A 24,047-nucleotide genomic window follows, 5' to 3' on the forward strand; every position below is an offset into this window, starting at 1 on the left:
CCTCGCAAGTTTCGCGCCGCAGACCAGTGGCACCCTCACGCCCTTCCGACCTGCGGCGCAGTTTAGCCGAGGATTTACGCGCCGGAAGCTGGCGTAGACCCTGTGTTTTCGGAGAGTTCGGCGGCCATCGCCTCGATCACCAAAGCACGCAGGACAGCTTCGATTTCATTGCGCAAACGCGGCACCATTGCATCGAGTTGATGCTGAATGGCAGCTGACACGGTGTCGCTTAAACGCTCTTCCAGAGACAGGTCGACGCGCTGCAGCACGCGATGCAAAAGCTGCTCTTCGAGGCTGACGATTTCTGCTTGCGAAAGCTGTGCCGCCGGGGGCAAGGCCACGGCGCTCGCCGGATCGGGCTGGGGCGTCGGCGCGGTGGACGCCCCATGCGATGCCTCGGCCGCGGCGGGCTCCGCCGGCATCTCGAGCACCGTGGTCAGGGTGGGAACGAACCGGGGCGGAGTGCGCAGCGTGCTGGCCATGTCAGGAACTCCTTGCGAAGTCGTGCGGCTGGATGGTGTAGCCGCGGTCGGCGTAGTGGCGCCAGCGCGATCGGCCGATCTGCCGATCGTTGGACTCGTCGCTCACGATGTCGATGAGGCGCTTGTAGCGCTCGAAACCGGCGGGCACTTCGAGCCCGAGGTTCACCAGCATCTCGCGGTGCGGCAACAACGACGCATCGGCGCCGTCCGCGGAAAGAACGACCGGCGAGCGGGCGACCACATGGGCCGGCGCATCGCCACGGCAATGCGCGACGAAGTCCACCGGCGACAGTTGCCACAGCGCGGCATCCACCGCGTCCAGCATCTGCGGGTCGCCCACGACCACCACGCGCAGGCCGCGCGCATTCACGGCCTTGCGAACCAGCCGGCAGGCGTAGTTCAGCTTGTCGGGCGCGTTGTAGTGAAAGCCGATTTCCGTCACTTCGCGGACCGGGCCTTTCGAGGCGCGGCTTCCGATGCCTTGCGCACGGACTTCGCTGCCTTGTCGGCCGCACCGCTGCGCGCGCGGTTCGTCAGGTAGGACACCAGCAGGCCCACCGGACGGCCGGTCGAGCCCTTGGCCGCTCCGCTCTTCCACGCGGTGCCCGCGATGTCCAGGTGCGCCCACGGGAAGTCGCTGGCAAAACGCTGCAGGAACTTGGCGGCGGTGATCGCGCCACCGGCACGGCCCGCGATGTTGGCCACGTCGGCGAAGTTGCTCTTGAGGCCTTCGGCATAGTCGTCGTCCAGCGGCAGGCGCCAGCAACGGTCTTGCGACGCCTCACCGGCCGCTTCGAGCGCCGCAGCCAGCGTCTCGTCGCTCGAGAACAGGCCGCTGCGCACACCGCCGAGCGCCACCACGCAGGCGCCGGTCAGCGTGGCGATGTCGATCACGGCGGCCGGATCGAAGCGCTTGGCATAGGTCAACGCATCGCACAGGATGAGGCGGCCTTCGGCGTCGGTGTTGAGCACCTCGATGGTCTGCCCGCTCATGCTGGTCACCACGTCGCCGGGCTTGACCGCCTTGCCGTCGTTCATGTTTTCGCACGAGGGAATGAGACCGACGACATTGATGGCGGGCTGGATGTCACCCAGCGCGCGGAAGGTGCCGAGCACGCTCGCGGCACCGCACATGTCGAACTTCATCTCGTCCATCTCGGCGGCGGGCTTGAGCGACACGCCGCCGGTGTCGAAGGTGATGCCCTTGCCGACCAGCACGACAGGCGCCTGGTCTTTCGATGCGCCCTGGTAGCGCAGCACGATGAAGCGCAGTGGTTCGGCCGAGCCCTGCGCCACGGCGGCGAACGAGCCCATGCCGAGCTTCTCGACTTCCTTCGGGCCCAGCACCTCGCACTTGATACGGGGCAGCTTGGCCAGGTCCTTGGCGGCTTCGCCCAGCAGCGTGGGCGTGGCATGGTTGGCGGGACGGTTGCCCCACTCCTTGGCCAGCTCGATGCCCGACACGGTGGCGCGGGCCTCGTTGAAAGCGTCGCTCACGCCGGACGCATCGGCCACGCCGACGGTCAGGTGACGGATGCTGCGCGGTTCGGCTTTCGACTTGGTGGTGGTGTAGACGTAGCTGGCGTCGGCCGCCGCCACAACGGCACAAGCCACCGAGGCGCCGTCCGCGGCTTGCGCGAACACCACGACCACTCGCTTCGGCCCATGGGCCTTGGCCGCATTGACCGCCGCGGTCACGCCACTGCGGACCGACGCGGGCTTGCCGTCGCCGATGGCTGCGAGCACGACGCGCGATGCCACGACGTCGTCGGGGCGGTACAGCGTGAGCAGCTTGCCGGCCTTGTCGGGCAGGTCGCCGGCCTTGCGGGCACTGGCGGCGAGCACGGAAAGCGGGTCCTTGCTGGTGAGGGCAGCGCTGCCGACGAGCACGATCAGGACATCGGATTTCTCGGCTGCGGCCTGGGCGACGGTGAGGGTCTTGAGTTGAAAGTCCATAATCCTTTTTTTCCTCGAACGATGTTATTCCATTCTTCCCTACGCAAGGAGCTGTCACGCAGCTTCGGAGCGACCCTCGTGGTTCTGGTCACCATCGTGATGACCATGATGCTCATCCGTACCCTCGGGCTCGCGTCCAAGGGCAGTGTGAATCCGCAGGAGGTGTTCCTCGTGATGGCCTACACGGTGCTCGGCTACATGCCGACCATCCTGAGCCTGAGCCTGTTCATCGCCATCGTCGGCACGCTCTCGCGCATGTACCGCGACAGCGAAATGGTCATCTGGTTTTCCAGTGGTCGCGGGCTCGTCGACTTCGTGAAGCCGCTGTTCCGATTTTCCTGGCCGGTGCTGGTGCTGATCACCGCCATGGCGCTGATCGGCTGGCCCTGGGCCAATTCGCAGACCATCGGCATGCGCCAGCAGTACGAGCAGCGCAGCGACATCGAGCGGGTCTCGCCCGGCGAGTTCCGCGAGTCGGCCGGACGCATCCGCGTCTTCTTCGTCGACAAGGAAACGCCCGGTGACGCCATGGCCACGAACGTTTTCATCTGGTCGATGGAAACCCTCAAGCAAGTCACCACGTCTGCGCGCAGCGGCCACATCGACACCATCGGCAACTCCCGCTACCTGATTCTGGAAAACGGCCAGCGGCTGGAGCGCCCCTTTCTGCCGACAGCAGGACTCAAGATCAGCGAGTTCAAGTCCTACGGCACCCGGTCCGGCGGCGATCCCGGACTCACCGGCGACTCGACCCCGCCACGCGCCCTGAACACCCTGGCCCTCCTGCGCGACCCCAGCAGCGCCAACCTCGGCGAACTGGGCTGGCGCATCGGCATGCTGCTGGCCGCCGTCAACTTCGTCCTGCTGGCTCTGACCGTCTCGAGCGGCAACCCGCGCGTGGGCCGCAGCGGCAACCTGGTGCTGGCGCTCTTCGCGTTCATTCTTTACTACAACATGCTCAACCTCGGGCAAAGCTGGGTCAGCTCCGGCCGCTATGGCCTGGGCTCGTTCATGTTCCTCCTGCATGGTGGCGTGTTCCTCGTCGCCGTGGCATGGCTGACCCTGCGCAACAACAACTGGAGCCGCAAGAAGACGCTCAGCGCCGCCCAGGGCGCGGCCTCGCTGCAGACGCTTTCGCCTCCAAAGATCGACCCCACCGCGTGAAAACCATCCGACGACTGATCTATGTCGAGGCACTGAAGGCCGTGGCCTTCGTGACGCTCGGCTTCCTGAGCCTGTTCTTCTTCTTCGACTTCGTCGACGAGTTGCAATCGGTCGGCAGGCCGGAAAGCCTGGCGTATGGGCCCGTGCAGGCGCTCATCTACGTCACGTTGATGATTCCGAACCACCTCTACGAGTTGCTGCCGATCACCGTGCTGATCGGCTGCATCTTCGTGATGGCGCGGCTCGCGCAGAGTTCGGAATACACCATCCTGCGCACCAGCGGCCTCGGTCCCTGGCGTGCGCTGCGCACGCTGCTGCTCCTGGGCATGGGCTTCGTCATCCTGACCTTCGCCATCGGCGACTACGTGGCGCCGAACTCCGGCCGCACGGCCCAGTTGATCAAGTCGCGCTACCAGGGAACCTACTCGTTCGTCGGCAACACCGGCGCCTGGCTCAAGGAGAAGCGCGACGACGTGTCCTATGCCGTCAACGTGCTGGCGATTTCCCGCAATGGCGAGATCCGGAACGCACGCATTTTTGAATTCGACCAGAACGGCTACGTGAGCAAGCAACTGGTCGCCAGTACCGCACGCATCAACAACGGGCACTGGTTGCTGTCCGACGTCGAGCAACAGGACTACGACACGCGCGGCAAGACCGACACGGCCCGCATCACCACCACCAAGGTCCCGCAGATGGACTGGCCCACCTCGCTGACCGCCGAAATGGTGTCGGTCGCATTGCTGCGGCCGGAGCGCATGAGCACCATCGACCTGTTCGACTACATCCGCCACCTCGACGCCAACGGACAGACCGCGCAGCGCTACGAAATCGAGTTCTGGCGCAAGGTGTTCTACCCGCTCTCGTGTCTGGTGATGGTGGTGCTCGCCCTGCCCTTCGCCTACCTGCACTTTCGCCAGGCCGGCATCACCACCTATGTGTTCGGCGGCGTGATGATCGGCATCAGCTTCTTCCTGCTGAACAACGTGTTCGGTTATCTGGGCAATCTCAGCAACTGGTCGCCATGGCTGACCGCCGCCGCGCCGGGAATGATCTATTCGGTGATGTCGTTGACGGCCTTCAGCTGGCTGGTCTTGCGAAGATGACCACCGCATCCGGATCGGTGCTGGGCATCGTCCTGCTGGCGCACGGCTCGCGCGACGAGCGCTGGCGCGAGCCGATCGAGGCCGTCGCCGCGCGCGTGTGCCAGTACGCGCCCGACGCCCGCGTGACCTGCGCCTACATGGAACTGGCCATGCCCGACCTGCCGACGGCGGCGGCCGCGCTGATTGCCAGCGGCGCCCGCGCCATCCGCGTGGTTCCGCTGTTCCTGGGCATGGGCAAGCACGCCCGCGAAGACCTGCCGCTGCAGCTCGAAGCGCTGCAGAAATCCCGCCCGGACATCGACTTCTCGCTCGCCCGCATCGTGGGCGAAGAGCCCGAACTGGTCGACCTGATGGCCAGAATTGCCATCAAACCCTGAACATCCGGCAATTTCGATAGATTCCGAAGGCATAATGAATTCCGCAATAAGACGGAATTTGATATGAATCTGCATCAGTTCAAGTTTGTTCAGGAGGCCGTGCGGCGCAACCTGAACCTCACCGAAGCGGCCAAGGCGCTCCATACCTCGCAACCCGGCGTCTCCAAGGCGATCATCGAACTCGAGGAAGAGCTCGGCGTCGAGATCTTCGCGCGCCACGGCAAGCGCCTCAAGCGCGTCACCGAACCCGGCCAGCATGTCATTGCCAGCATCGAGCTGATCATGCGGGAGGTCGGCAACCTCAAGCGCATCGGCGAACAGTTCAGCGCGCAGGACAGCGGCACCCTTTCCATCGCCACCACCCACACCCAGGCGCGCTACGTGCTGCCGGTGCCCGTGGCCAACCTGCGCGAGGCCTACCCCAAGGTCAATGTGAGCCTGCACCAGGGCTCGCCCGACCAGGTGGCGCGCATGGTGATCGACGAAATCGCCGAGATCGGCATCGCCACCGAATCGCTCGACGGCTATGCCGAACTGGTGACGCTGCCCTGCTATGAATGGCAGCACGTGCTGGTGCTGCCCAAGGACCATCCGCTGGCGGCCAAGGAGCGCATTTCGCTCGAAGACCTGGCGCTCGAGCCGATCATCACCTACCACCCGTCGTTCACCGGCCGCACGCGCATCGACCATGCCTTCGCGCAAAAGAAGCTCTCGCCGCGCATCGCGCTCGAAGCCATTGATTCCGACGTGATCAAGACCTACGTGCGCCTGGGCCTGGGCGTGGGCATCGTGGCCGAAATGGCCGTGCGCGACGAGTCGAATGCCGACCTCGTGGTGCGCCCGATGGGCCATGTGTTCGGCCAGAATATCGCGCGCGTCGCCTTCAAGCGCAGCGCCTATCTGCGCAACTTCGTCTTCAAGTTCGCCGAGCTGCTGTCCGACCGGCTCGACCGCAACCTGATCGCAAAAGCCCTGAGCGGCCATCAACAAGACTACGAGCTATGAGTACTGTGCCTTCCCCACGCACGCCCGAAATCACCACCAAGCTGCCCGCTGTCGGCACCACCATCTTCACGGTCATGTCGACGCTGGCCGTCGAGAAGAACGCGGTCAACCTGGGCCAGGGCTTTCCGGATTTCAACTGCGATCCGAAACTGCTCGAAGACGTGACGGCCGCCATGGCCGCCGGCCACAACCAGTACCCGCCGATGCCGGGCATCCCGGCCTTGCGCGACGCCATCGCCGCCAAGATCTCGGCGCTCTACGGCCGCAGCTACAACGCAGCCACCGAAATCACCGTCACGGCCGGCGCCACGCAAGCCATCATCACCGCCATCCTCGCCATCGTGCGTCCGGGCGATGAAGTGATCGTGCTGGAACCCTGCTACGACAGCTACGTGCCCAACATCGACCTGGCCGGTGGCCGCGTGGTGCGCGTGCCGCTGGTGCCCGGCACCTTCCGCCCCGACTTCGACAAGATCGCCGCGGCCCTGAGCCCGCGCACGCGCGCGATCATCATCAACACGCCGCACAACCCCAGCGCGACCGTGTGGACCAAAGCCGAGATGCGCAAGCTCGAAGAGCTGCTCGCGCCGACCGACGTGTTCGTGATCGCCGACGAGGTCTACGAACACATGGTGTTCGACCAGGCACGGCATGAGAGCGTGGCCAGCTACCCCGGTCTCGCGGCACGCAGCTTCATCGTGAGCAGCTTCGGCAAGACCTACCACGTCACCGGCTGGAAGGTGGGCTTCGTCGCCGCGCCGGCGCCGCTGATGGCCGAGTTCCGCAAGGTGCACCAGTTCAACGTGTTCACCGTCAACACGCCGATGCAGCACGCACTGGCGCGGTACATGGCCGACCCGAAGCCGTACCTCGAACTGCCGGCCTTCTACCAGCGCAAGCGCGACCTGTTCGCCGCCGGCCTGGCCGAGAAGACGCGCTTCAAGCTGCTGCGCAGCGAAGGCAGCTACTTCCAGTGCGTCGACATCTCGGCCGTGAGCGATCTCTCGGAAGCCGACTTCTGCCTCTGGCTCACGAGCGAGATCGGCGTGGCGGCGATTCCGCTGTCCGCGTTCTACGGCGACGGCTTCGACCAGCGCGTGGTGCGCTTCTGCTTCGCCAAGAAAGACGAGACGCTGCTCGCCGCGCTGGAGCGGCTCGCCAAGCTCTGACATCAGCCCCCACGGTTCCAACGCCGGCATGACGATGAACCGTCCGCGTTGGATCCTGCTGGTTCTGGGCCTGTCCTTTTTCGTCGTGGGCGCGGCGGACGCCTTCCTTCCCCTGCTGCGGGGCAAGGACTACACCGCGCTGGATGCGGTTCACGCTTTCTTCATCGGGGCTCTGAGCTACACGTGGTGCAGGGCCGAAGGGCTGGCACGCGGCGTCGTTCCGCCCGGCCGCTCGGCATTGGTCGCCGGCCTCTTTCCCCTGTTGGGCCTGCCGATCTACTTCTTCCGCACCCGCCCCTGGCGGCAGGCTTTGGGCGCCTCGCTCAAATCCGCGGGCTTCCTGGTGGCAGGCCTCGTGCTGTCAGCCGTCGGGACCTTGTTGGTCGAGCAGTTGCGAAGCTGAAGGGCGCTTCGCCGCGGCCACGCACTTCCCGCTTGCAGACGCACCGGCAAAGCGCCGACGACACGGTAGGACAGCCCTGACCGCCGAAGGGGCGGCTCTCCCGCGCTTTGCACGCGCCGAGGCACGGAGCATGGAGGCTCGTTACAACAAACGCCCCAGGAGAAAACCATGTCCCTCTCGTTCATCTTGCTGATCGTCCTGATCCTGCTGCTGATCGGCGCATTGCCGAGTTGGGGGCACAGCCGGACCTGGGGCTACGGGCCCAGCGGCGGCCTGGGCCTCGTGGTGGTGATCGTCGTGATCCTGGTGCTCATGGGTCGCATATAGCGCCACGCGCCACCTGATGAAGAAGCCCGCTCGCCGCGGGCTTTTTCATGCCTGCAACTGGGACCAGGCCTTGTCCAGCCGCTTCACGCTCACCGGCTGCGGCGTGCGCAGTTCCTGCGCGAAGAAGCTCACGCGCAGCTCTTCGAGCAGCCAGCGGAATTCGAGCATGCGGTCGTCCACCACGCCCTTTCGCTCCGCCACCAGGCGCCAGTAGCGCTGCTCCTGTGGACGCAGCTCGGCCAGCTTGGCGGTGTCGCGTGCCGGGTCGGCCCGCAGCTTGTCGAGCCGCAGCACGATGGCCTTGAGGTAGCGCGCGAAGTGCTGCAGTTGCGTCCACGGCGCATCCGCGATGAAGCGCTTGCCGACCAGGCGTTGCAGTTGCTGCGCAGCGTCCTGGACGGCGTCGGGCTGGATCTTCGTGTCCTTGATCTTTCGCGCGGCGGCGGCGTACTCCACGAGGATGGTCGACGCGAGCCGGGCCACCTCGTTGGCGATCAGCGTGAGGCGGCCACGGCCCTCCTCCAGCCGCTTCTTGAAGGCGAACTCGTCCGTTGGCAGCGGCTCCTGCAGGAAGGCCCGGTCGATCGCCACGTCGATGACCTGCGTGCGCAGTTCTTCGGACGTGCCGAGCGGCATGTAGGCCACCGACATCTTCTGCAGGTCGGGGATGTTCTTCTCGAGGTACTTGAGCGCGTCCTTCAACTGCAATGCGAACAGGCGGCGCAGGCCGGCGCGGTGCTTGACGGCGGCCACGGCCGGCTCGTCGAACACCTCGATGGTCACGGCGTCGCCTTCATCGCGCAGCGCCGGAAAGCCGATCAGCGACTGCGCGCCGCGGCGCACTTCCATCAGCTCGGGCAGCTCGCCAAAAGTCCACGCGGTGTAGCGCTGGCCCGCAGGCAAGGCGGCAACGGCTGGCTCGGCCACTGCTCCATTCTTCGCCGCTGCCTGCTGCTGTCCATCGGCCGTTGCCGTTGCCGGTGCCTTCTTCTCCGACGATGCCTTGACGTTGAGCCCTGCCAGCGCCTGGAACGCGCCACGCGCCTGTGCACCAAGCTCCGCCTTCAGCGCACCAAGATTGCGCCCCATGCCGAGCTGCCGGCCGTGTTCGTCGATCACGCGCAGGTTCATGAACATGTGCGGCGGCAGCATGTCGAGCTTGAAGTCGGCGCGCTTCACATCGATGCTGGTCATGTCGCGCACGCGCTTGAGCAGCACGTCGGTCAGCGAACCGGTGCCGAACAGCTCGGGCACTGACAGCGCCTCGGCCAGCTTGGACGCCGACTCGGGCAGCGGCACCAGCCGCGAGCGCGGACGCTGCGGCAGGCTCTTGAGCAGCGCCTGGATCTTGTCCTTGAGCATGCCCGTCACCAGCCATTCGCAGCGTTCTTCGTTGACCTGGTTGAGCACGAACAGCGGCACGCTGACCGTCAGGCCGTCTTTTGCGTCGCCGGGTTCGTGCAGGTAGGTGGCGGCGCAATCGACACCGCCGAGCCGCAGCGTGGCCGGGAACGATTGCGTCGTGATGCCGGCCGCCTGATGGCGCATCAGCTCGTCGCGCGTGAGGTACAGCAGGCGCGGCTGCTCTCTCGATGCGTGGCGGTACCAGTTCTCGAAGGTGATGCCGCTCGCCACATCGGCGGGCAGTTGCGCGTCGTAGAAGGCGAAGATCAGTTCGTCATCGACCAGCACGTCCTGCCGGCGTGCCTTGTGCTCCAGTCCTTCGACCTCGCGCACCAGCTTGCGGTTGGCCGTGAGAAACGGGAACTTGCTTTCCCACTGCCCACCGACCAGCGCTTCGCGGATGAAGATCTCGCGCGCCGCGACCGGATCGACCTTCGTGAAATCGACGCGGCGCCCGCTGTAGACCACAAGGCCATAGAGCGTTGCGCGCTCCAGCGCGGAAACCTGCGCGCCCTTCTTCTCCCAGTGCGGGTCGAGCAACTGCTTCTTCAGCAGATGCCCCGCCACCTGTTCGAGCCACTGCGGCTCGATGTTGGCAACGCCGCGCCCGAAAAGGCGCGTGGTCTCGACCAGCTCGGCGGCCACGATCCAGCGGCCGGGCTTCTTCTTCAGGTGCGCGCCCGGGTGCTTGTAGAACTTGATGCCGCGCGCGCCCAGGTAGGCCTCGTCGTCTTCGAGCTTCCAGCCGACGTTGCCCAGCAGCCCCGCGAGCATCGACAGGTGCAACGGCTCGTAGCCGGCAGGTTCGGCATTGATGCGCCACTTGTGCTCGGTCACCACCGTGAGCAGTTGCGAATGGATGTCGCGCCATTCGCGCACGCGGCGGATGTTGATGAAGTTCTGGCGCAGCAACTGCTCGTACTGGCGGTTGCTGAGCTTGTGCGTGTCGCCGTGGCCGCCGCGCGCGTCGCCGATCCATTTCCACAACCGCAGGTAGCCGCTGAACTCGCTCTTCTCGTCGTCGAACTTCGAATGCGCCTGATCGGCCTGTTGCTGGGCTTCCATCGGCCGGTCGCGCACGTCCTGCACACTGAGGGCGGAGGCGATCACCAGCACTTCTTCGAGCGCGCCGCGCGTGCGGGCTTCCAGAATCATTCGGCCCACGCGCGGATCGAGCGGCAGCTTGGCCAGCTCGGCGCCGGTGGCCGTGAGTTCGTTGGCGTCGTCGACAGCGCCCAGTTCGTTCAGCAATTGGTAGCCGTCGGCAATGGCGCGCGGCGACGGTGCTTCCAGGAACGGAAAGCGCGCGACATCGCCGAGCCGCAGCGACTTCATGCGCAGGATCACGCCCGCGAGCGATGAGCGCAGGATTTCCGGATCGGTGAAGCGCGGACGCCCGTCGAAATCTTTCTCGTCATAGAGACGAATGCAGATGCCGTTCGCCACGCGACCGCAACGGCCCGCACGCTGGTTGGCCGCGGCCTGGCTGATCGGCTCGACCAGCAATTGCTCGACCTTGCTGCGGAAGCTGTAGCGCTTGACGCGCGCCGTGCCGGTGTCGATCACATAGCGGGTGCCCGGCACGGTGAGCGAGGTCTCGGCCACGTTGGTGGCGAGCACGATGCGGCGGCCCGTGTGGCTGTCGAAGATGCGGTCTTGCTCAGGGCCTGAGAGTCGCGCGAACAACGGCAGCACCTCGGCATTGCGAAACAGCGGCTGGTGGCTCAGGTGGCGGCGCAGATGGTCGGCCGCCTCGCGAATCTCACGCTCGCCGGGCAGGAAGACGAGGATGTCGCCCGCGTTGTGCGGATCGCGCCAGAGTTCATCGACACCGTCGGCGATCGCGTCGTTCATGTCGTGCTCGCGCGACTCCTCGAACGGGCGGTAGCGCTGCTCCACCGGGAAGGTGCGGCCCGACACGTAGATGATCGGCGCCGGCCCCTTGGCCGAGGCGAAGTGCTGCGCGAAGCGGTCGGCATCGATGGTGGCCGAGGTCACGATCACCTTCAGGTCGGGACGGCGCGGAAGAATCTCGCGCAGGTAGCCCAGCAGGAAGTCGATGTTCAGCGAGCGCTCGTGGGCCTCGTCGATGATGAGCGTGTCGTAGGCCTTGAGCAGCGGATCGGTCTGCGTCTCGGCCAGCAGGATGCCGTCCGTCATCAGCTTGACCGAGGCGTCGCGGCTCAGGCGATCCTGAAAGCGCACCTTGAAGCCGACCACGTCGCCCAGCGGCGTCTTCAGCTCTTCGGCAATGCGCTTGGCCACCGAACTTGCGGCGATGCGGCGCGGCTGCGTGTGGCCGATCAGCCGGCCCTTGCCCGGCTCGGCATTGAGCTTGCCGCGGCCGAGTGCCAGCGCGATCTTCGGCAACTGCGTGGTCTTGCCCGAGCCGGTTTCGCCGCAAACGATCACGACCTGGTTCGCCAGGATGGCGGCCATGATTTCGTCGCGCCTGCCCGAGACAGGGAGCGATTCGGGGAATTCGATGCGAAGGGGTGTCGTGGTCGTCAAGGGAAGGCAGTCGTCGGTCGCGCGCGCCGGTGGCACGGTGGCAGGCAGGCAAACCGTCGATTATCGGCGGCCACCGCGGTTGTTGCACGACATCCACAGCGCGCGGCTTCGTTGCAACAGGTGGTGTAAATAGTCTTTACTCCGACACAAACCGCCACTACGATCGCGTCCCATGTCCTATCGCCTTGCCCCCACCACCTTGCGCCGTCGCTGCGCAAGCCATGCGCTCGCCGCGCATGGACGGGTCAAGTTGCCTCGCCCGGCCTGAAGCCCGCGCCCTTGTGCGCGCTTCGAGCACAGAAGCGCCGCAACTGAATCCCACAGCGTCTGCCCGCCGTGTCCTTCGTCCCGAAGGAGCGGCCGCTTTTTCGTACCTGTTCGTTTCATAGAAGAAAAACCATGTCCAAAGACATTCATTCCAACCTGCATGTCCAGCTGTCTGAACGCACACGACACCTGCAGACCATCGCCGAGGCGCTGAAGACCGAGCTGTTCGGCATCGACGACATCATCGATCGCGTGGTCGATTCGCTGCGCGCCTGGTATGTGCTGCCCCAGCTCATCAGCCGCCCCGTCATCGTCTGCCTCTGGGGCCTGACCGGCACCGGCAAGACGCAACTGGTGCGCAAGCTCGCGCAGCACCTGGGCTTCTACGACCGCTTCATCGAAGTGCAGATGGACGGCTTCAGCCACGGTTCGGGCTACCACAGCGGCGGTTCGATCTCGGCCATGCTGGCCGAGTCGGGCATTGCCGAGGGCACGCCGGGCATCCTGGTGCTTGACGAGTTCCAGCGCTTTCGCACGAGGGACGGCAACGGCAACGACGCCAAGGTCGAGCGCTACCAGGACGTGTGGGCGCTGCTGTCCGACGGCCGCCTGCCGCCCGCGCTGTCGATGCTCGGCGAGATCGAATCCTCGCTCGCGTACGCGGAGTACGAGCAGGACCGCGACGGCCCCGTCGACAAGAAGAAGCTCAAGAAGCGCAAGCTGCACCTCTCGCCCTGGGAGGCGCGCGAAGTGAAGCGCTGCCTGAAGCTGTCCGAAACCCTGCTGCAGATCATGGCGTGGAAGCCCGCCGAGGTGCACGCGCGCCTGCGCGCCTTCCGCGACACGCAGCAGAGCTGGGAAACCGACTACAGCAAGCTGCTGGTGTTCGTCTCGGGCAATCTCGACGAGATGTACGCCGAAACGGCGCAGCGCGTCGAAGACTGCGACACCGACGCCGACATCTTCCATGCGCTGACGAAGAAGCTCTCGGTCATCGACGTCAAGAAGGCGCTGGCCGAGCGCTTTCGCCCCGAGCAGATCGCGCGCCTTGGCAACAACCACGTGATCTACCCCTCGTTCAACCGCGCGACCTACGTGCGCCTGATCCTGTCGATCTGCGACCGCTACGTGGCCGAGATCCAGGAAAGCTCGGGCGTGCGCTTCGTGCTCGACGCCAGCGTGTACGAGCAGATCTACGCCAACGCCGTGTTCCCGGCACAGGGCACGCGCCCGCTGTTCTCGTCGATCCACGCGATCCTGAGCGCAACGCTGGTCAACGCCGCGCTGTGGGCGCTGGAGCACGGCGCCAACGGCAGCGAGCCGGTGTGGCTGACGCTGGACCCCGGCGTCCCGTGCATCGCGGCCAAGTACCGCAAGGCGCGACGACAGTTCCCGATCGCGCTGGAACTCAACCGCCTCAAGCAGCGCTCGAGCGAGGACTTCCGCGCCCTGCTCGCCGTGCACGAGGCGGGCCACGGCGTGGTCTACGGCCTGCTGTTCGGCCGCGCGCCGCAGGAGATCAAGATCAACGTGGCCTCGTTCGAGGGCGGCTACAACAGCTACGAGCAGCGCAAGACCTGGTCGAAGGAGAACCTGCGCGACCGCATCTGCGTGAGCCTGGCGGGCCGAGCCGCCGAGCAACTGGTGTTCGGCGAGCAGGCCTGCACCTCGGGCGCGTCGCAGGACTTCATGCAGGCCACCTCGAATGCCGCGCAGTACGTGCGCCACTTCGCCTTCGGCACGCGCCTGAGCCGCACCGACGTTGCCAACGACCCGAACGACAACCTCAACACCGACCTGGCCGCCACCAACCCGGAGATCGAGGCCCTGCTGGCGCAGGCGCATGCACGCGCGCTGGCGCTGCTCGAAGCGCACACGCCGGCGCTGATGGCGGTGGTCGACGCGCTGATGCGCGAAGGCTCGATCGCGCCGGCCGAACTGGCCGCCATGCTCGACCTGCCGCCGCCCGTGCCCGGCGAGTCGACCGACGCCTACGCGGCGCTGCTGACGGACTTCCGTTCGCGCGTGGCCGGCGTCCGGAATCCGGCGCCCGCGAAGGCTTCGAGGGCCGGCGCGGCCCGGGTGCTCAAGGCGCTGGCCTGAGTCAGGCAAATCTCACTTCATGAATGCACAATCACGCCCCATGTCCACCGTCTTCAATTTCACCTTCGTGCCCTGGTTCCGCTCGGTCGCGCCCTACATCCACACCCATCGCGGTAAGACTTTCGTGGTCGGGTTGGCGGGCGAGGCCATTGCGGCGGGCAAGCTGCAGAACATCGCCCAAGACCTGGCGCTGATCCAGAGCATGGGCGTCAAGATCGTGCTGGTGCACGGCTTCCGCCCGCAGGTCAACGAGCAGTTGGCCGCCAAGGGCCACCAGGCGCAGTACTCGCACGGCATCCGCATCACCGACGCGGTGGCGCTCGACTCCGCGCAAGAGGCCGCCGGCCAGTTGCGCTACGAGATCGAAGCCGCCTTCAGCCAGGGCCTGCCGAACACGCCGATGGCCGGCTCGACGGTGCGGGTGATTTCGGGCAACTTCATCACCGCGCGTCCCGTGGGCGTGGTCGACGGCGTCGACTTCAAGCATTCGGGGCTGGTGCGCAAGGTCGATGCGGCCGGCATCCGCCGCACGCTCGATTTCGGCGCGATGGTGCTGATGTCGCCCTTCGGCTTCTCGCCCACCGGCGAGGCTTTCAACCTGACGATGGAAGAGGTCGCCACCAGCGTCGCCATTTCGATCCAGGCCGACAAGCTGATCTTTTTGACCGAGATCCCGGGCATCCGCATGGACAGCGAGCTGCCCGAGAGTGAAGACAACCCGATCGACACCGAACTGCCGCTGGACGCCGCCGAAAAGCTGCTGGCCTCGCTGCCGCCCGCACAGCGCCCGACCGACACCGCCTTCTACCTGCAGCACTGCGTGAAGGCCTGCAAGGCCGGCGTGGAGCGCAACCACATCCTGCCCTTCGCGCTCGACGGCTCGCTGCTGCTGGAGGTGTACGTGCACGACGGCGTCGGCACCATGGTGATCGACGAGAAACTCGAAAGCCTGCGCGAAGCCTCGGTCGACGACATCGGCGGCATCCTGCAACTGATCGAGCCCTTCGAGCGCGACGGCACGCTGGTCAAGCGCGACCGCAACGAGATCGAACGCGACGTGGGCCACTACACGGTGATCGAGCACGACGGCGTGATCTTCGGCTGCGCGGCGCTCTACCCCTACCCCGAGGAGCGCACCGCCGAGATGGCCGCGCTCACGGTGTCGCCGCATACGCAGTCGCAGGGCGACGGCGAACGCATCCTCAAGCGCATCGAGCACCGCGCCAAGGCCATGGGCCTGGACAGCATCTTCGTGCTCACCACGCGCACCATGCACTGGTTCCTCAAGCGCGGCTTCCAGCAGGTCAACCCCGACTGGCTGCCCGAAGCGCGCAAGCGCAAGTACAACTGGGACCGCAAGAGCCAGGTGCTCGTCAAGAAGTTCTGACTCTGACGGATCGCTGAACCCCACGAAGGAGATTGCCCCGATGACGCTCGCCACCGCCCTGCTCTTCGCCATCGTGGCCTTCGCCGCCATCGCCACGCCCGGCCCCACCGTGCTGCTGGCGCTCAGCAACGGCTCGCGGCACGGCGTGCGGCGGGCCCTGCCGGGCATGCTCGGCGCGGTGCTGTCGGACTTCGTGCTGGTCGGTGCCGTGGCACTCGGTCTCGGCGCGCTGCTGGCGGCGTCGGAGTTCTGGTTCTCGATGCTGAAGTGGGTCGGCGCGGTGTACCTGGCCTGGCTCGGGCTGCGCATGCTGCGCTCCAAGGGCGGCTTCCAGTTGCCGACCGCCGATGCCGCCGCGTCGGTGACGGCGGGCGAAAGCCGCCGGATCTTCTTCAAGTCCTTCCTGGTGGCGGTGACCAATCCCAAGGGCTACATCTTCTGCTCGGCGCTGCTGCCGCAGTTCATCGATCCTTCGGCCGCGCAGGCGCCGCAGTACCTGATCATTGCCGTGATCTTCGCGGGCCTGGACATGACGGTGATGCTGGCCTACGCCTTTGTCGGCGCCCGTGCGATCCGTCTGCTGACGGTGTCGGCCACCCGCTGGATCGACCGCGCCTGCGGCGGCATGCTGCTGGCGCTGGCCGGCTCGCTGGCCTTCTACCGGCGCAGCGCGACCTGATACCGGCCAGCCGGCCCATGCGGTCGGCGGGCGGCCAGCCGCCATGACGGTGACAGTTGTCAGTAGCCGCTTCGCCGGGAGCGGTAACAGGTGTCACCGATAATCCCGGGCATGAATCCCTTGCTTTCCAGGTTGCAGCCCTATCCCTTCGAGCGGCTCAAGCAATTGTTCGCGGGCGTCACGCCCAACCCCGAGTTCCCCGCCATCAGCCTGGGCATCGGCGAGCCCAAGCACGCGACGCCGCCTTTCATCAAGGAAGCACTGAGCGCCAGCCTCGGCTCGCTGGCCGCCTACCCCGCCACCGTCGGCGACCTGAAACTGCGCACCGCCTTCACCGACTGGCTGAAGACCCGCTACAGCCTCGCGCTCGATCCGGCCACGCAGGTACTGCCGGTCAACGGCTCGCGCGAGGGGCTGTTCTCGCTGGCGCAAACGGTGATCGATGCCACCGTCTCGCCGCAGCCGGTGGTGATGTCGCCCAATCCGTTCTATCAAATCTACGAGGGCGCCGCGCTGCTCTCGGGCGCCGAGCCGTACTACGTGCCCAGCGTGCCGTCGCGCAACTTCGCGGTCGATTGGGACAGCGTGCCCGAGGCCATCTGGGCCCGTACGCAGCTCGTGTTCGTCTGCTCGCCGGGCAACCCCACGGGCGCGGTGATGGCGCTGGACGAATGGAAGAAGCTCTTCGACCTGTCCGACCGCCATGGCTTCGTGATCGCGGCCGACGAGTGCTACAGCGAGATCTACTTCCGCGACGAGCCCCCGCTCAGCGGCCTCGAAGCATCGGTGAAGCTCGGCCGGCCGGATTTTAGGAACCTGATCGCCCTCACCTCGCTGTCCAAGCGCAGCAACGTGCCCGGCCTGCGCAGCGGCTTCGTGGCGGGCGACGCGGCCATCATCAAGAAGTTCTTGCTCTACCGCACCTACCACGGCAGCGCCATGAGCGGCACCGTGGCCGCCGCCAGCATCGCGGCCTGGGGCGACGAAGCCCATGTGGTGGAGAACCGCGCCAAGTACCGCGCCAAGTTCGCGGCCGTCACGCCGCTGCTGGAAGCGGTGCTCGACGTGCGCCTGCCCGACGCCAGTTTCTACCTCTGGGCCGGCGTGCCCGAAGTGTGGGCTGGCGACGACGAAGCCTTCGCCCGCGCGCTCTACGCTCAATACAATGTCACGGTTTTGCCGGGGAGCTATCTGGCCCGTGACACGGCGCACGGCGCCAACTCCGCGAACCCTGGAAGAGGCCGCATCCGCATGGCGCTGGTGGCCGAAACGGCCGAATGCGTCGAAGCCGCCGAACGCATCGTCCGCTTCGTCAAAGACGCCCGCCGCTGACCCTTCGCCCCGCTTCCCTGCCCCATTTTTCACCCGAGACTTTCTTCATGACACAGCAACTGCAACAGATCATCGACGCCGCGTGGGAAGACCGCGCCAACATCTCGCCCGCCGCCGCCGCCGCCGAAGTGCGCGATGCCGTCGAGCACGTGATCACCGAGCTCAACAACGGCAAGCTGCGCGTGGCCACCCGCGAAAGCGTGGGCAAGTGGACCGTGCACCAGTGGATCAAGAAGGCCGTGCTGCTGTCGTTCCGCCTGAAGGACAACGAACAGATGCAGGCCGGCTCGCTCGGCTTCTACGACAAGGTCGCGACCAAGTTCTCGCACCTGTCGGCCGGTGAGCTGAAGGAATCGGGCGTGCGCATCGTGCCGCCGGCCGTGGCCCGCCGCGGCAGCTTCATCGCCAAGGGCGCGATCCTGATGCCCTCGTACGTGAACATCGGCGCCTACGTGGGCGAAGGCACCATGGTCGACACCTGGGCCACCGTGGGTTCGTGCGCACAGATCGGCGCCAACGTGCACCTGTCGGGCGGCGTCGGCATCGGCGGCGTGCTCGAGCCGCTGCAGGCCGGCCCGACCATCATCGAAGACAACTGCTTCATCGGCGCCCGCTCCGAAGTGGTCGAAGGCGTGGTGGTCGAAGAAAACTCGGTGCTCGGCATGGGCGTGTACCTCGGCCAGAGCACCCCGATCTTCAACCGCGAAACCGGCGAAACCACCTACGGCCGCGTGCCGTCCGGCAGCGTCGTCATCAGCGGCAACCTGCCCAAGAAGACCAAGTCGGGCCAGGACTACAGCACCTACGCCGCGATCATCGTCAAGACGGTCGATGCGCAAACGCGCTCCAAGACCAGCCTGAACGACCTGCTGCGCGACTGATTGCAGCCGGCCTTTGCGCCACTGATCCTTCCCCTTAGAAAAACAGCACCCGAGGAGAGAGACCGATGAACATGATGGAGCGGATTCTTCGTTTGATGGCCGAGCGCAAGGCCTCCGACATCTACCTCTCGGCCCACTCCCCGGTGCAGATCCGGATCAACGGCAACTGCGTGCCCATCAACGCGCAGGTGCTGCCGCCCGCGGCGCCGCTCGCGCTGCTGGCCGAGGTGGTGCCCGCCGCCCGTATCCAGGAACTGGAAAGCACGGGCGAGCTGAACGTGGCCATCGCCCTCGAAGGCGCGGGCAACTACCGCATCAGCGCCATGCGCCAGCGCGGCAGCTACGCGGTGGTGGTGCGGCACATCGCCTCGAAGATCCCGAGCTTTGCCGAGCTGAACCTGCCCGACATCCTCAAGACGCTCATCATGGAAAAGCGCGGGCTGATCCTGATGGTGGGCGCCACCGGCGCGGGCAAGACCACCACGCTGGCTTCGATGCTCGACTACCGCAACGAAAACGCCAGCGGCCACATCCTCACGGTCGAAGAGCCGATCGAGTTCACCTACACCAACAAGAAGTCGCTGGTGAATCAGCGCGACGTGGGCAGCGACACGGCGTCGCTGCAGGTCGCGCTCAAGAACGCGTTGCGCCAGGCGCCCGACGTGATCCAGATCGGCGAAATCCGCGACCGCGAAACCATGAGCGCCGCGATTGCCTATGCGCAGTCGGGCCACCTGTGCGTGAGCACGCTGCACGCCAACAACAGCTACCACGCGCTCAACCGCATCCTGAGCTTCTACCCTGTCGAAGTGCGTCCCACCATGCTGGGCGACCTCGGCTCGGCACTGCGCGCCGTGGTGTCGCAGCGGCTGCTGCGCACACCGGCCGGCGCCCGCGTGCCGGCGCTCGAAGTCATGCTCAACACCGCGCTGGTGGCCGAGCTGATCGAAAAGGGCGACTTCTCCGCCGTGAAAGAGGCCATGGTGCAATCGATGGCCGAAGGCTCGCAGACCTTCGAGGAAGACATTGCGCGCCTCATCATCGACGAGCGCGTGACGCGCGAAGAAGGCCTGGCCCAGGCCGACTCGCCCACCAACCTCTTGTGGCGCCTGCAGAACCGCGCCGCACCCAAGCAGCAAGTCGACGACCGCAACCTCACGGACCAGGTCGACGAACCCACTTTTACCGACATCACGCTCGACGTGAAGTTCTGAACCCAGCCTTCCCGGCTTTTCTCCGATGTCCCGCACGCTCCAGCTCGCCGAACAACTCATCTCGCGCCCCTCGGTCACGCCCGACGACGCGGGCTGCCAACAGATCCTCGGCGAGCGGCTGGCGCAACTGGGCTTCACGCTGGAAACCATCGAAAGCGGCCCGGCCGACTTTCGCGTGACCAACCTGTGGGCGGTGCGCCGCCCGGCCGGCGCCGCTGCAACCAAGACGCTGGTGTTCGCCGGCCATACCGACGTGGTGCCCACCGGCCCGATCGAACAATGGACCAGCCACCCGTTCACGCCCACGCACCGCGACGGCAAGCTCTACGGCCGCGGGGCCTGCGACATGAAGACCTCGGTGGCGGCCTTCGTGACCTCCATCGAAGAATTCCTGCAGGCCACGCCCGAGCCCAGGCTCACGCTGGCCCTGCTGCTCACCAGCGATGAAGAAGGCCCCGGCGTCGACGGCACCGTCATCGTCTGCAACACGCTGGCCGCGCGCGGCGAGGTCATCGACTACTGCATCGTCGGCGAGCCCACTGCCGTGGAACGCTGCGGCGACATGATCAAGAACGGCCGCCGCGGCACCATGAGCGGCAAGCTCACGGTCAAGGGCGTGCAGGGCCACATCGCCTATCCGCACCTGGCCAAGAACCCGGTGCATTCGGTGGCGCCCGCGCTGGCCGAACTGGTGGCCCTCAACACGGCCGGCGGCTGGGACGCCGCGAGCAACCCCTACTTCCAGCCCACAAGCTGGCAGATCAGCAATTTCCACTCGGGCACCGGCGCCAGCAACGTGATTCCGGGCAGCGCGGTGATCGACTTCAACTTTCGCTTCTCGACCGAATCGACACCCGAGTCGCTGCAGCAGCGCGTGCATTCGGTGCTCGACGCGCACGGCCTCGACTACACGCTGGCCTGGACCATCGGCGGCCTGCCCTTCCTGACCACGCCCGGCGAACTGGTGGTGGCGGTGCAAGGCGCCATCCGCGAAGAAACCGGCATCGAGACCGAGCTGTCGACCAGCGGCGGCACCAGCGACGCGCGCTTCATCGCCAAGATCTGCAAGCAGGTGGTCGAGCTGGGCCCGGTCAACGCCAGCATCCACAAGATCGACGAGCACATCGACGTGGCCGAGATCGAGACGCTGAAGAATATTTACGTGCGCACGCTCAAGCAGCTCGACGCCGCGCTCGCCCGATGAGCACCGTCATCGAGCTGATCGAGGCCGGCGCACAGCGCCTCGCCGACGCCGGCGTGGCCTTCGGCCACGGCACGGCCAACGCCTTCGACGAAGCCGCCTGGCTGGTGCTGTGGCGCCTGAAGCTGCCGCTGGACGACATCGATGCGGTGGCCGACAGGCCCGTGTCGCCGGCCGACGCCGGCAAGGTCGTCGCGCTGATTGATGAACGCATCGCCACGCGCAAGCCCGCCGCCTACCTCACGAAAGAGGCCTGGCTGCAGGGCGTGTCTTTCTACGTGGACGAGCGCGCCATCGTGCCACGCAGCTTCATCGCCGAGCTGATCGCCGATGGCAGCATCGACTACTGGCTCGGCCCGCACACGCAGCGCGTGCTCGACCTGTGCACCGGCAACGGCAGCCTGGCCGTGATCGCGGCGCTGACCTACCCGGACGTGACCGTGGACGCTGCCGACCTGTCCGTCGAAGCGCTCGAAGTGGCCGCCATCAACGTCACCCGGCACGCACTCGATGCGCGCGTGAAGCTGGTCGAATCCGATGGCCTGGCCAAGCTGGCCGGCCCCTACGACCTGGTGCTGTGCAACCCGCCCTATGTGAACAGCGCAAGCATGGCCGCCCTGCCCGCCGAATACCGCGCCGAGCCCGAACTGGCGCTGGCCGGCGGCACCGACGGCATGGACTTCGTGCGCCAACTGTTCGCCGGCGCACCTTCGCGCATGAGCGAGCAGGCGGTGCTGGTGCTGGAAATCGGCAACGAACGCGAGTACTTCGAGGCGGCCTTTCCGCAGCTCGAAGTGGTCTGGCTCGAAACCTCGGCCGGCGAAGACCAGGTGCTGCTCGTGACCCGTGCGGCCCTTGCGTCGCTCACCCCGCCATGAGGCTGGCCGCCGGTGCCGGCGTGCGTTAGCTGCGCCCGCCCAAGCCCCTTTTTTTTGCCGCTTTCTCGCAGCCCCGGCTGCAGTCCCCCTTCATCGGGTGGTGTCTCCATTTGCCCTTCGCGCCAGGCCGCCAAGGGCCGGACGGGATAATCGCCCCTACGGTTCCTATTTCATGATTACTCTCAAAAACGTCATTCTTCGCCGCAGCGCCAAGAAACTGCTCGACGGCGCCACCGTCAACCTCAACCCCGGCGAGAAGGTCGGCCTTGTGGGGCGCAACGGTGCCGGCAAGTCCTCGCTGTTCGCGCTGTTCAACGGCTCGCTGCACGAAGACGGCGGCGACTTCTACGTGCCCAAGCAGTGGCGCATGGCGCAGGTGGCGCAGGACATGCCCGAAACCGAGGAATCGGCCACCGAGTTCGTGGTGGGCGGCGACACCCGCCTGACCGAGCTGCGCGCCACGCTGGCCGCCATCGAGGCGGCCTACACCGAGAACCCCGACGACGCCGACATCGGCATGGAGCTGGCCCACGCCTACACCGACCTGGCCGATGCCGGCGAGCACGATGCCGTGCCGCGCGCGCAGGCGCTGATCCTCGGGCTGGGCTTCAAGTCGCATGAGCTCGACGGCGCCGTCAACAGCTTCTCGGGCGGCTGGCGCATGCGCCTGCAACTGGCCCGCGCGCTGATGTGCCCGAGCGACCTGCTGCTGCTCGACGAACCCACCAATCACCTGGACCTGGACGCGCTCGTCTGGCTCGAAGCCTGGCTGCAGAAGTACGCCGGCACCATGATCGTCATCAGCCACGACCGCGAGTTCCTAGACGCCGTGACCGACGTGACCCTGCACATCGCCAACGCCCAGCTCACGCGCTACGGCGGCAACTACAGCAAGTTCGAGGACATGCGCGCGCTGCAGATGGAACAGCAGCAGGTCGCCTTCTCCAAGCAGCAGGACAAGATCGCCCACCTGCAGAAGTTCATCGACCGCTTCAAGGCCAAGGCCAGCAAGGCCAAGCAGGCGCAAAGCCGGGTCAAGGCACTGGAGCGCATGGAACGGGTCGCGCCGCTGCTGGCCGAGGCCGACTTCACCTTCGAGTTCAAGGAGCCGGGCAACATCCCGAACCCGATGCTGTCGATTGCCAACGCGAGCTTCGGCTACGAAGCGGAAGGCGAGGAGCCCAAGACCATCCTGCGCGGCGTCAGCCGCTCGGTGCTGGCGGGCCAGCGCATCGGCATCCTGGGCGCCAACGGCCAGGGCAAGTCGACGCTGGTGAAGACCATCGCGCGCGAAATGGGCGCGCTGGCCGGCGAAGTCACCGAAGGCAAGGGCCTGAACATCGGCTACTTCGCGCAGCAGGAACTCGACGTGCTGCGCCCGCAGGACAACCCGCTCGAACACATGGTGCGCATGGCGCGCGAGCTGGGCAGCAACGCCAAGGAAGCCACCGGCGAGCAGGCCCTGCGCGGCTTCCTGGGCAGCTTCAACTTCAGCGGCGACATGGTCAAGCAGCCCGTGGGCACCATGAGCGGCGGCGAAAAGGCCCGTCTCGTGCTGGCCATGATGGTCTGGCAGCGCCCCAACCTGCTGCTGCTGGACGAGCCCACCAACCATTTGGACCTTGCCACCCGCGAAGCCCTGGCCGTGGCGCTCAACGAGTTCGAAGGCACGCTGATGCTGGTGAGCCACGACCGTGCGCTGCTGCGCTCGGTGTGCGACGAGTTCTGGCTGGTGGGCCGCGGTGTCGTCACCGACTTCGACGGCGACCTGGACGACTACCAGCGCTACCTGCTGGACGAAGCCAAGCGCCTGCGCGAAGAAGCCAAGGTGGCAGTGCGCGATGCGGCAAACGCCATTGAAGCCGCAGCGGCAACCCCGGCAAAGACGGCCGTTGCAGCCGCTTCGAGCACCGAAACCAGCAAGAACCCGCAGCAACGCAAGCAGGACGCCCAGGACCGCCAGCAGCGCAACGACCAGGCCAAGCCGATCAAGCGCGAGATCGCCCAGATCGACGAACGCATGGCAGCGGCAGGCACCGAGCGCACCGCGCTCGAAGCGCGGCTGGCGCAGCCGCTGCCGCCGGCCGAGATTGCCGATGCGGGCAAGCGCCTGAAAGCGCTCAACGACGAAATCGCCCGCCTCGAAGAGCGCTGGCTGGCCCTGTCGGACCAACTGGAAGCATTGACCGCCTGACGCGGCC

Annotated in this window: 20 protein-coding genes; 16 read left to right on the forward strand and 4 right to left on the reverse strand. The window is 66.3% G+C overall.

Annotated features, from left to right (window positions below; genetic code table 11):
- Window positions 1-74: 74 nt before the first annotated feature.
- Genes ACSFB7_RS11605 through ACSFB7_RS11615 form a run of 3 tightly spaced genes read right to left on the reverse strand, consistent with a single transcriptional unit; the run spans window position 75 to window position 2,438 of the window.
- A complete protein-coding gene (locus ACSFB7_RS11605; protein WP_435470158.1) occupies window positions 75-482 on the reverse strand; it encodes a hypothetical protein in 408 nt (135 codons plus the stop codon).
- A 1-nt stretch (window position 483) separates the two neighbouring features.
- Complete coding sequence (locus ACSFB7_RS11610) at window positions 484-924, reverse strand: DNA polymerase III subunit chi (protein ID WP_435470160.1); 441 nt, start codon at window positions 922-924, stop codon at window positions 484-486.
- Window positions 921-2,438, reverse strand: a complete 1,518-nt coding sequence (locus ACSFB7_RS11615; RefSeq protein WP_435470162.1) for a leucyl aminopeptidase — start codon at window positions 2,436-2,438, stop codon at window positions 921-923. Before ACSFB7_RS11615 ends, ACSFB7_RS11610 begins: the two co-directional genes overlap by 4 nt.
- A gap of 21 nt (window positions 2,439-2,459) precedes the next feature.
- On the opposite strand from ACSFB7_RS11615, the gene lptF reads away from it, so the two are divergent.
- From lptF to ACSFB7_RS11650, 7 genes are all read left to right on the forward strand, one after another.
- Window positions 2,460-3,602 carry an LPS export ABC transporter permease LptF gene (gene lptF, locus ACSFB7_RS11620; RefSeq protein WP_435470164.1) on the forward strand — a complete coding sequence of 381 codons (1,143 nt, stop codon included), beginning with the start codon at window positions 2,460-2,462 and terminating at the stop codon, window positions 3,600-3,602.
- A complete protein-coding gene (lptG, locus tag ACSFB7_RS11625; RefSeq protein ID WP_435470166.1) occupies window positions 3,599-4,708 on the forward strand; it encodes an LPS export ABC transporter permease LptG in 1,110 nt (369 codons plus the stop codon). Before lptF ends, lptG begins: the two co-directional genes overlap by 4 nt.
- Complete coding sequence (locus ACSFB7_RS11630; protein ID WP_435470168.1) at window positions 4,705-5,085, forward strand: sirohydrochlorin chelatase; 381 nt, start codon at window positions 4,705-4,707, stop codon at window positions 5,083-5,085. Before lptG ends, ACSFB7_RS11630 begins: the two co-directional genes overlap by 4 nt.
- Before the next feature lie 63 nt (window positions 5,086-5,148).
- Window positions 5,149-6,090: a CysB family HTH-type transcriptional regulator gene (locus ACSFB7_RS11635; protein ID WP_187110449.1), complete on the forward strand. Its 942-nt coding sequence runs from the start codon at window positions 5,149-5,151 to the stop codon at window positions 6,088-6,090.
- On the forward strand, window positions 6,087-7,259 hold the full coding sequence (locus ACSFB7_RS11640) for a pyridoxal phosphate-dependent aminotransferase (protein WP_435470171.1): 1,173 nt from the start codon (window positions 6,087-6,089) through the stop codon (window positions 7,257-7,259). The genes ACSFB7_RS11635 and ACSFB7_RS11640 overlap by 4 nt, the downstream gene beginning before the upstream one ends.
- A gap of 28 nt (window positions 7,260-7,287) precedes the next feature.
- A complete protein-coding gene (locus ACSFB7_RS11645; protein ID WP_435470173.1) occupies window positions 7,288-7,662 on the forward strand; it encodes a rard protein in 375 nt (124 codons plus the stop codon).
- A gap of 168 nt (window positions 7,663-7,830) precedes the next feature.
- Window positions 7,831-7,989 carry a DUF3309 family protein gene (locus ACSFB7_RS11650; RefSeq protein ID WP_435470175.1) on the forward strand — a complete coding sequence of 53 codons (159 nt, stop codon included), beginning with the start codon at window positions 7,831-7,833 and terminating at the stop codon, window positions 7,987-7,989.
- 45 nt (window positions 7,990-8,034) lie between these two features.
- On the opposite strand, the gene hrpA is transcribed toward ACSFB7_RS11650, so the two are convergent.
- Window positions 8,035-11,904: an ATP-dependent RNA helicase HrpA gene (gene hrpA, locus ACSFB7_RS11655; RefSeq protein ID WP_435470177.1), complete on the reverse strand. Its 3,870-nt coding sequence runs from the start codon at window positions 11,902-11,904 to the stop codon at window positions 8,035-8,037.
- A 399-nt stretch (window positions 11,905-12,303) separates the two neighbouring features.
- Here hrpA and ACSFB7_RS11660 point away from each other — a divergent pair, with 399 nt between their 5' ends.
- From ACSFB7_RS11660 to ACSFB7_RS11700, 9 genes are all read left to right on the forward strand, one after another.
- Window positions 12,304-14,274 carry an AAA family ATPase gene (locus tag ACSFB7_RS11660; protein ID WP_435470179.1) on the forward strand — a complete coding sequence of 657 codons (1,971 nt, stop codon included), beginning with the start codon at window positions 12,304-12,306 and terminating at the stop codon, window positions 14,272-14,274.
- A gap of 40 nt (window positions 14,275-14,314) precedes the next feature.
- Complete coding sequence (gene argA / locus ACSFB7_RS11665; protein ID WP_435470181.1) at window positions 14,315-15,661, forward strand: amino-acid N-acetyltransferase; 1,347 nt, start codon at window positions 14,315-14,317, stop codon at window positions 15,659-15,661.
- Window positions 15,662-15,701: 40 nt separating this feature from the next.
- Complete coding sequence (locus ACSFB7_RS11670; protein WP_093239517.1) at window positions 15,702-16,340, forward strand: LysE family translocator; 639 nt, start codon at window positions 15,702-15,704, stop codon at window positions 16,338-16,340.
- A gap of 111 nt (window positions 16,341-16,451) precedes the next feature.
- Window positions 16,452-17,672: a succinyldiaminopimelate transaminase gene (dapC, locus tag ACSFB7_RS11675; RefSeq protein WP_435470184.1), complete on the forward strand. Its 1,221-nt coding sequence runs from the start codon at window positions 16,452-16,454 to the stop codon at window positions 17,670-17,672.
- A gap of 47 nt (window positions 17,673-17,719) precedes the next feature.
- Entirely contained in the window at window positions 17,720-18,553 is an 834-nt protein-coding gene (gene dapD / locus ACSFB7_RS11680) for a 2,3,4,5-tetrahydropyridine-2,6-dicarboxylate N-succinyltransferase (RefSeq protein ID WP_435470186.1), read from the forward strand.
- A 65-nt stretch (window positions 18,554-18,618) separates the two neighbouring features.
- The gene (locus tag ACSFB7_RS11685; RefSeq protein ID WP_435470188.1) at window positions 18,619-19,767 is read left to right on the forward strand and encodes a PilT/PilU family type 4a pilus ATPase; all 1,149 of its coding nucleotides are present in this window, start codon (window positions 18,619-18,621) and stop codon (window positions 19,765-19,767) included.
- A 25-nt stretch (window positions 19,768-19,792) separates the two neighbouring features.
- The gene (gene dapE, locus ACSFB7_RS11690; RefSeq protein ID WP_435470190.1) at window positions 19,793-20,971 is read left to right on the forward strand and encodes a succinyl-diaminopimelate desuccinylase; all 1,179 of its coding nucleotides are present in this window, start codon (window positions 19,793-19,795) and stop codon (window positions 20,969-20,971) included.
- Window positions 20,968-21,846: a 50S ribosomal protein L3 N(5)-glutamine methyltransferase gene (prmB, locus tag ACSFB7_RS11695; RefSeq protein ID WP_435470192.1), complete on the forward strand. Its 879-nt coding sequence runs from the start codon at window positions 20,968-20,970 to the stop codon at window positions 21,844-21,846. The genes dapE and prmB overlap by 4 nt, the downstream gene beginning before the upstream one ends.
- A 172-nt stretch (window positions 21,847-22,018) precedes the next feature.
- Complete coding sequence (locus tag ACSFB7_RS11700; protein ID WP_435470194.1) at window positions 22,019-24,040, forward strand: ABC-F family ATP-binding cassette domain-containing protein; 2,022 nt, start codon at window positions 22,019-22,021, stop codon at window positions 24,038-24,040.
- Window positions 24,041-24,047 lie beyond the last annotated feature (7 nt).

This window comes from Variovorax raffinosi (assembly GCF_051216615.1).
GTDB lineage: Bacteria > Pseudomonadota > Gammaproteobacteria > Burkholderiales > Burkholderiaceae_C > Variovorax.

Excerpts from the sequence above, each read along its gene's own strand:
- ACSFB7_RS11660 (WP_435470179.1), top strand. The coding sequence starts at position 12,304 with ATGTCCAAAGACATTCATTCCAACCTGCATGTCCAGCTGTCTGAACGC.
- dapE (WP_435470190.1), top strand. The coding sequence starts at position 19,793 with ATGTCCCGCACGCTCCAGCTCGCCGAACAACTCATCTCGCGCCCCTCG.
- ACSFB7_RS11615 (WP_435470162.1), bottom strand. The coding sequence starts at position 2,438 with ATGGACTTTCAACTCAAGACCCTCACCGTCGCCCAGGCCGCAGCCGAG.
- ACSFB7_RS11685 (WP_435470188.1), top strand. The coding sequence starts at position 18,619 with ATGAACATGATGGAGCGGATTCTTCGTTTGATGGCCGAGCGCAAGGCC.
- dapD (WP_435470186.1), top strand. The coding sequence starts at position 17,720 with ATGACACAGCAACTGCAACAGATCATCGACGCCGCGTGGGAAGACCGC.
- ACSFB7_RS11630 (WP_435470168.1), top strand. The coding sequence starts at position 4,705 with ATGACCACCGCATCCGGATCGGTGCTGGGCATCGTCCTGCTGGCGCAC.
- lptF (WP_435470164.1), top strand. The coding sequence starts at position 2,460 with ATGTTATTCCATTCTTCCCTACGCAAGGAGCTGTCACGCAGCTTCGGA.
- ACSFB7_RS11635 (WP_187110449.1), top strand. The coding sequence starts at position 5,149 with ATGAATCTGCATCAGTTCAAGTTTGTTCAGGAGGCCGTGCGGCGCAAC.
- ACSFB7_RS11645 (WP_435470173.1), top strand. The coding sequence starts at position 7,288 with ATGACGATGAACCGTCCGCGTTGGATCCTGCTGGTTCTGGGCCTGTCC.
- ACSFB7_RS11700 (WP_435470194.1), top strand. The coding sequence starts at position 22,019 with ATGATTACTCTCAAAAACGTCATTCTTCGCCGCAGCGCCAAGAAACTG.
- dapC (WP_435470184.1), top strand. The coding sequence starts at position 16,452 with ATGAATCCCTTGCTTTCCAGGTTGCAGCCCTATCCCTTCGAGCGGCTC.
- ACSFB7_RS11605 (WP_435470158.1), bottom strand. The coding sequence starts at position 482 with ATGGCCAGCACGCTGCGCACTCCGCCCCGGTTCGTTCCCACCCTGACC.
- ACSFB7_RS11670 (WP_093239517.1), top strand. The coding sequence starts at position 15,702 with ATGACGCTCGCCACCGCCCTGCTCTTCGCCATCGTGGCCTTCGCCGCC.
- prmB (WP_435470192.1), top strand. The coding sequence starts at position 20,968 with ATGAGCACCGTCATCGAGCTGATCGAGGCCGGCGCACAGCGCCTCGCC.
- ACSFB7_RS11640 (WP_435470171.1), top strand. The coding sequence starts at position 6,087 with ATGAGTACTGTGCCTTCCCCACGCACGCCCGAAATCACCACCAAGCTG.
- argA (WP_435470181.1), top strand. The coding sequence starts at position 14,315 with ATGTCCACCGTCTTCAATTTCACCTTCGTGCCCTGGTTCCGCTCGGTC.
- ACSFB7_RS11650 (WP_435470175.1), top strand. The coding sequence starts at position 7,831 with ATGTCCCTCTCGTTCATCTTGCTGATCGTCCTGATCCTGCTGCTGATC.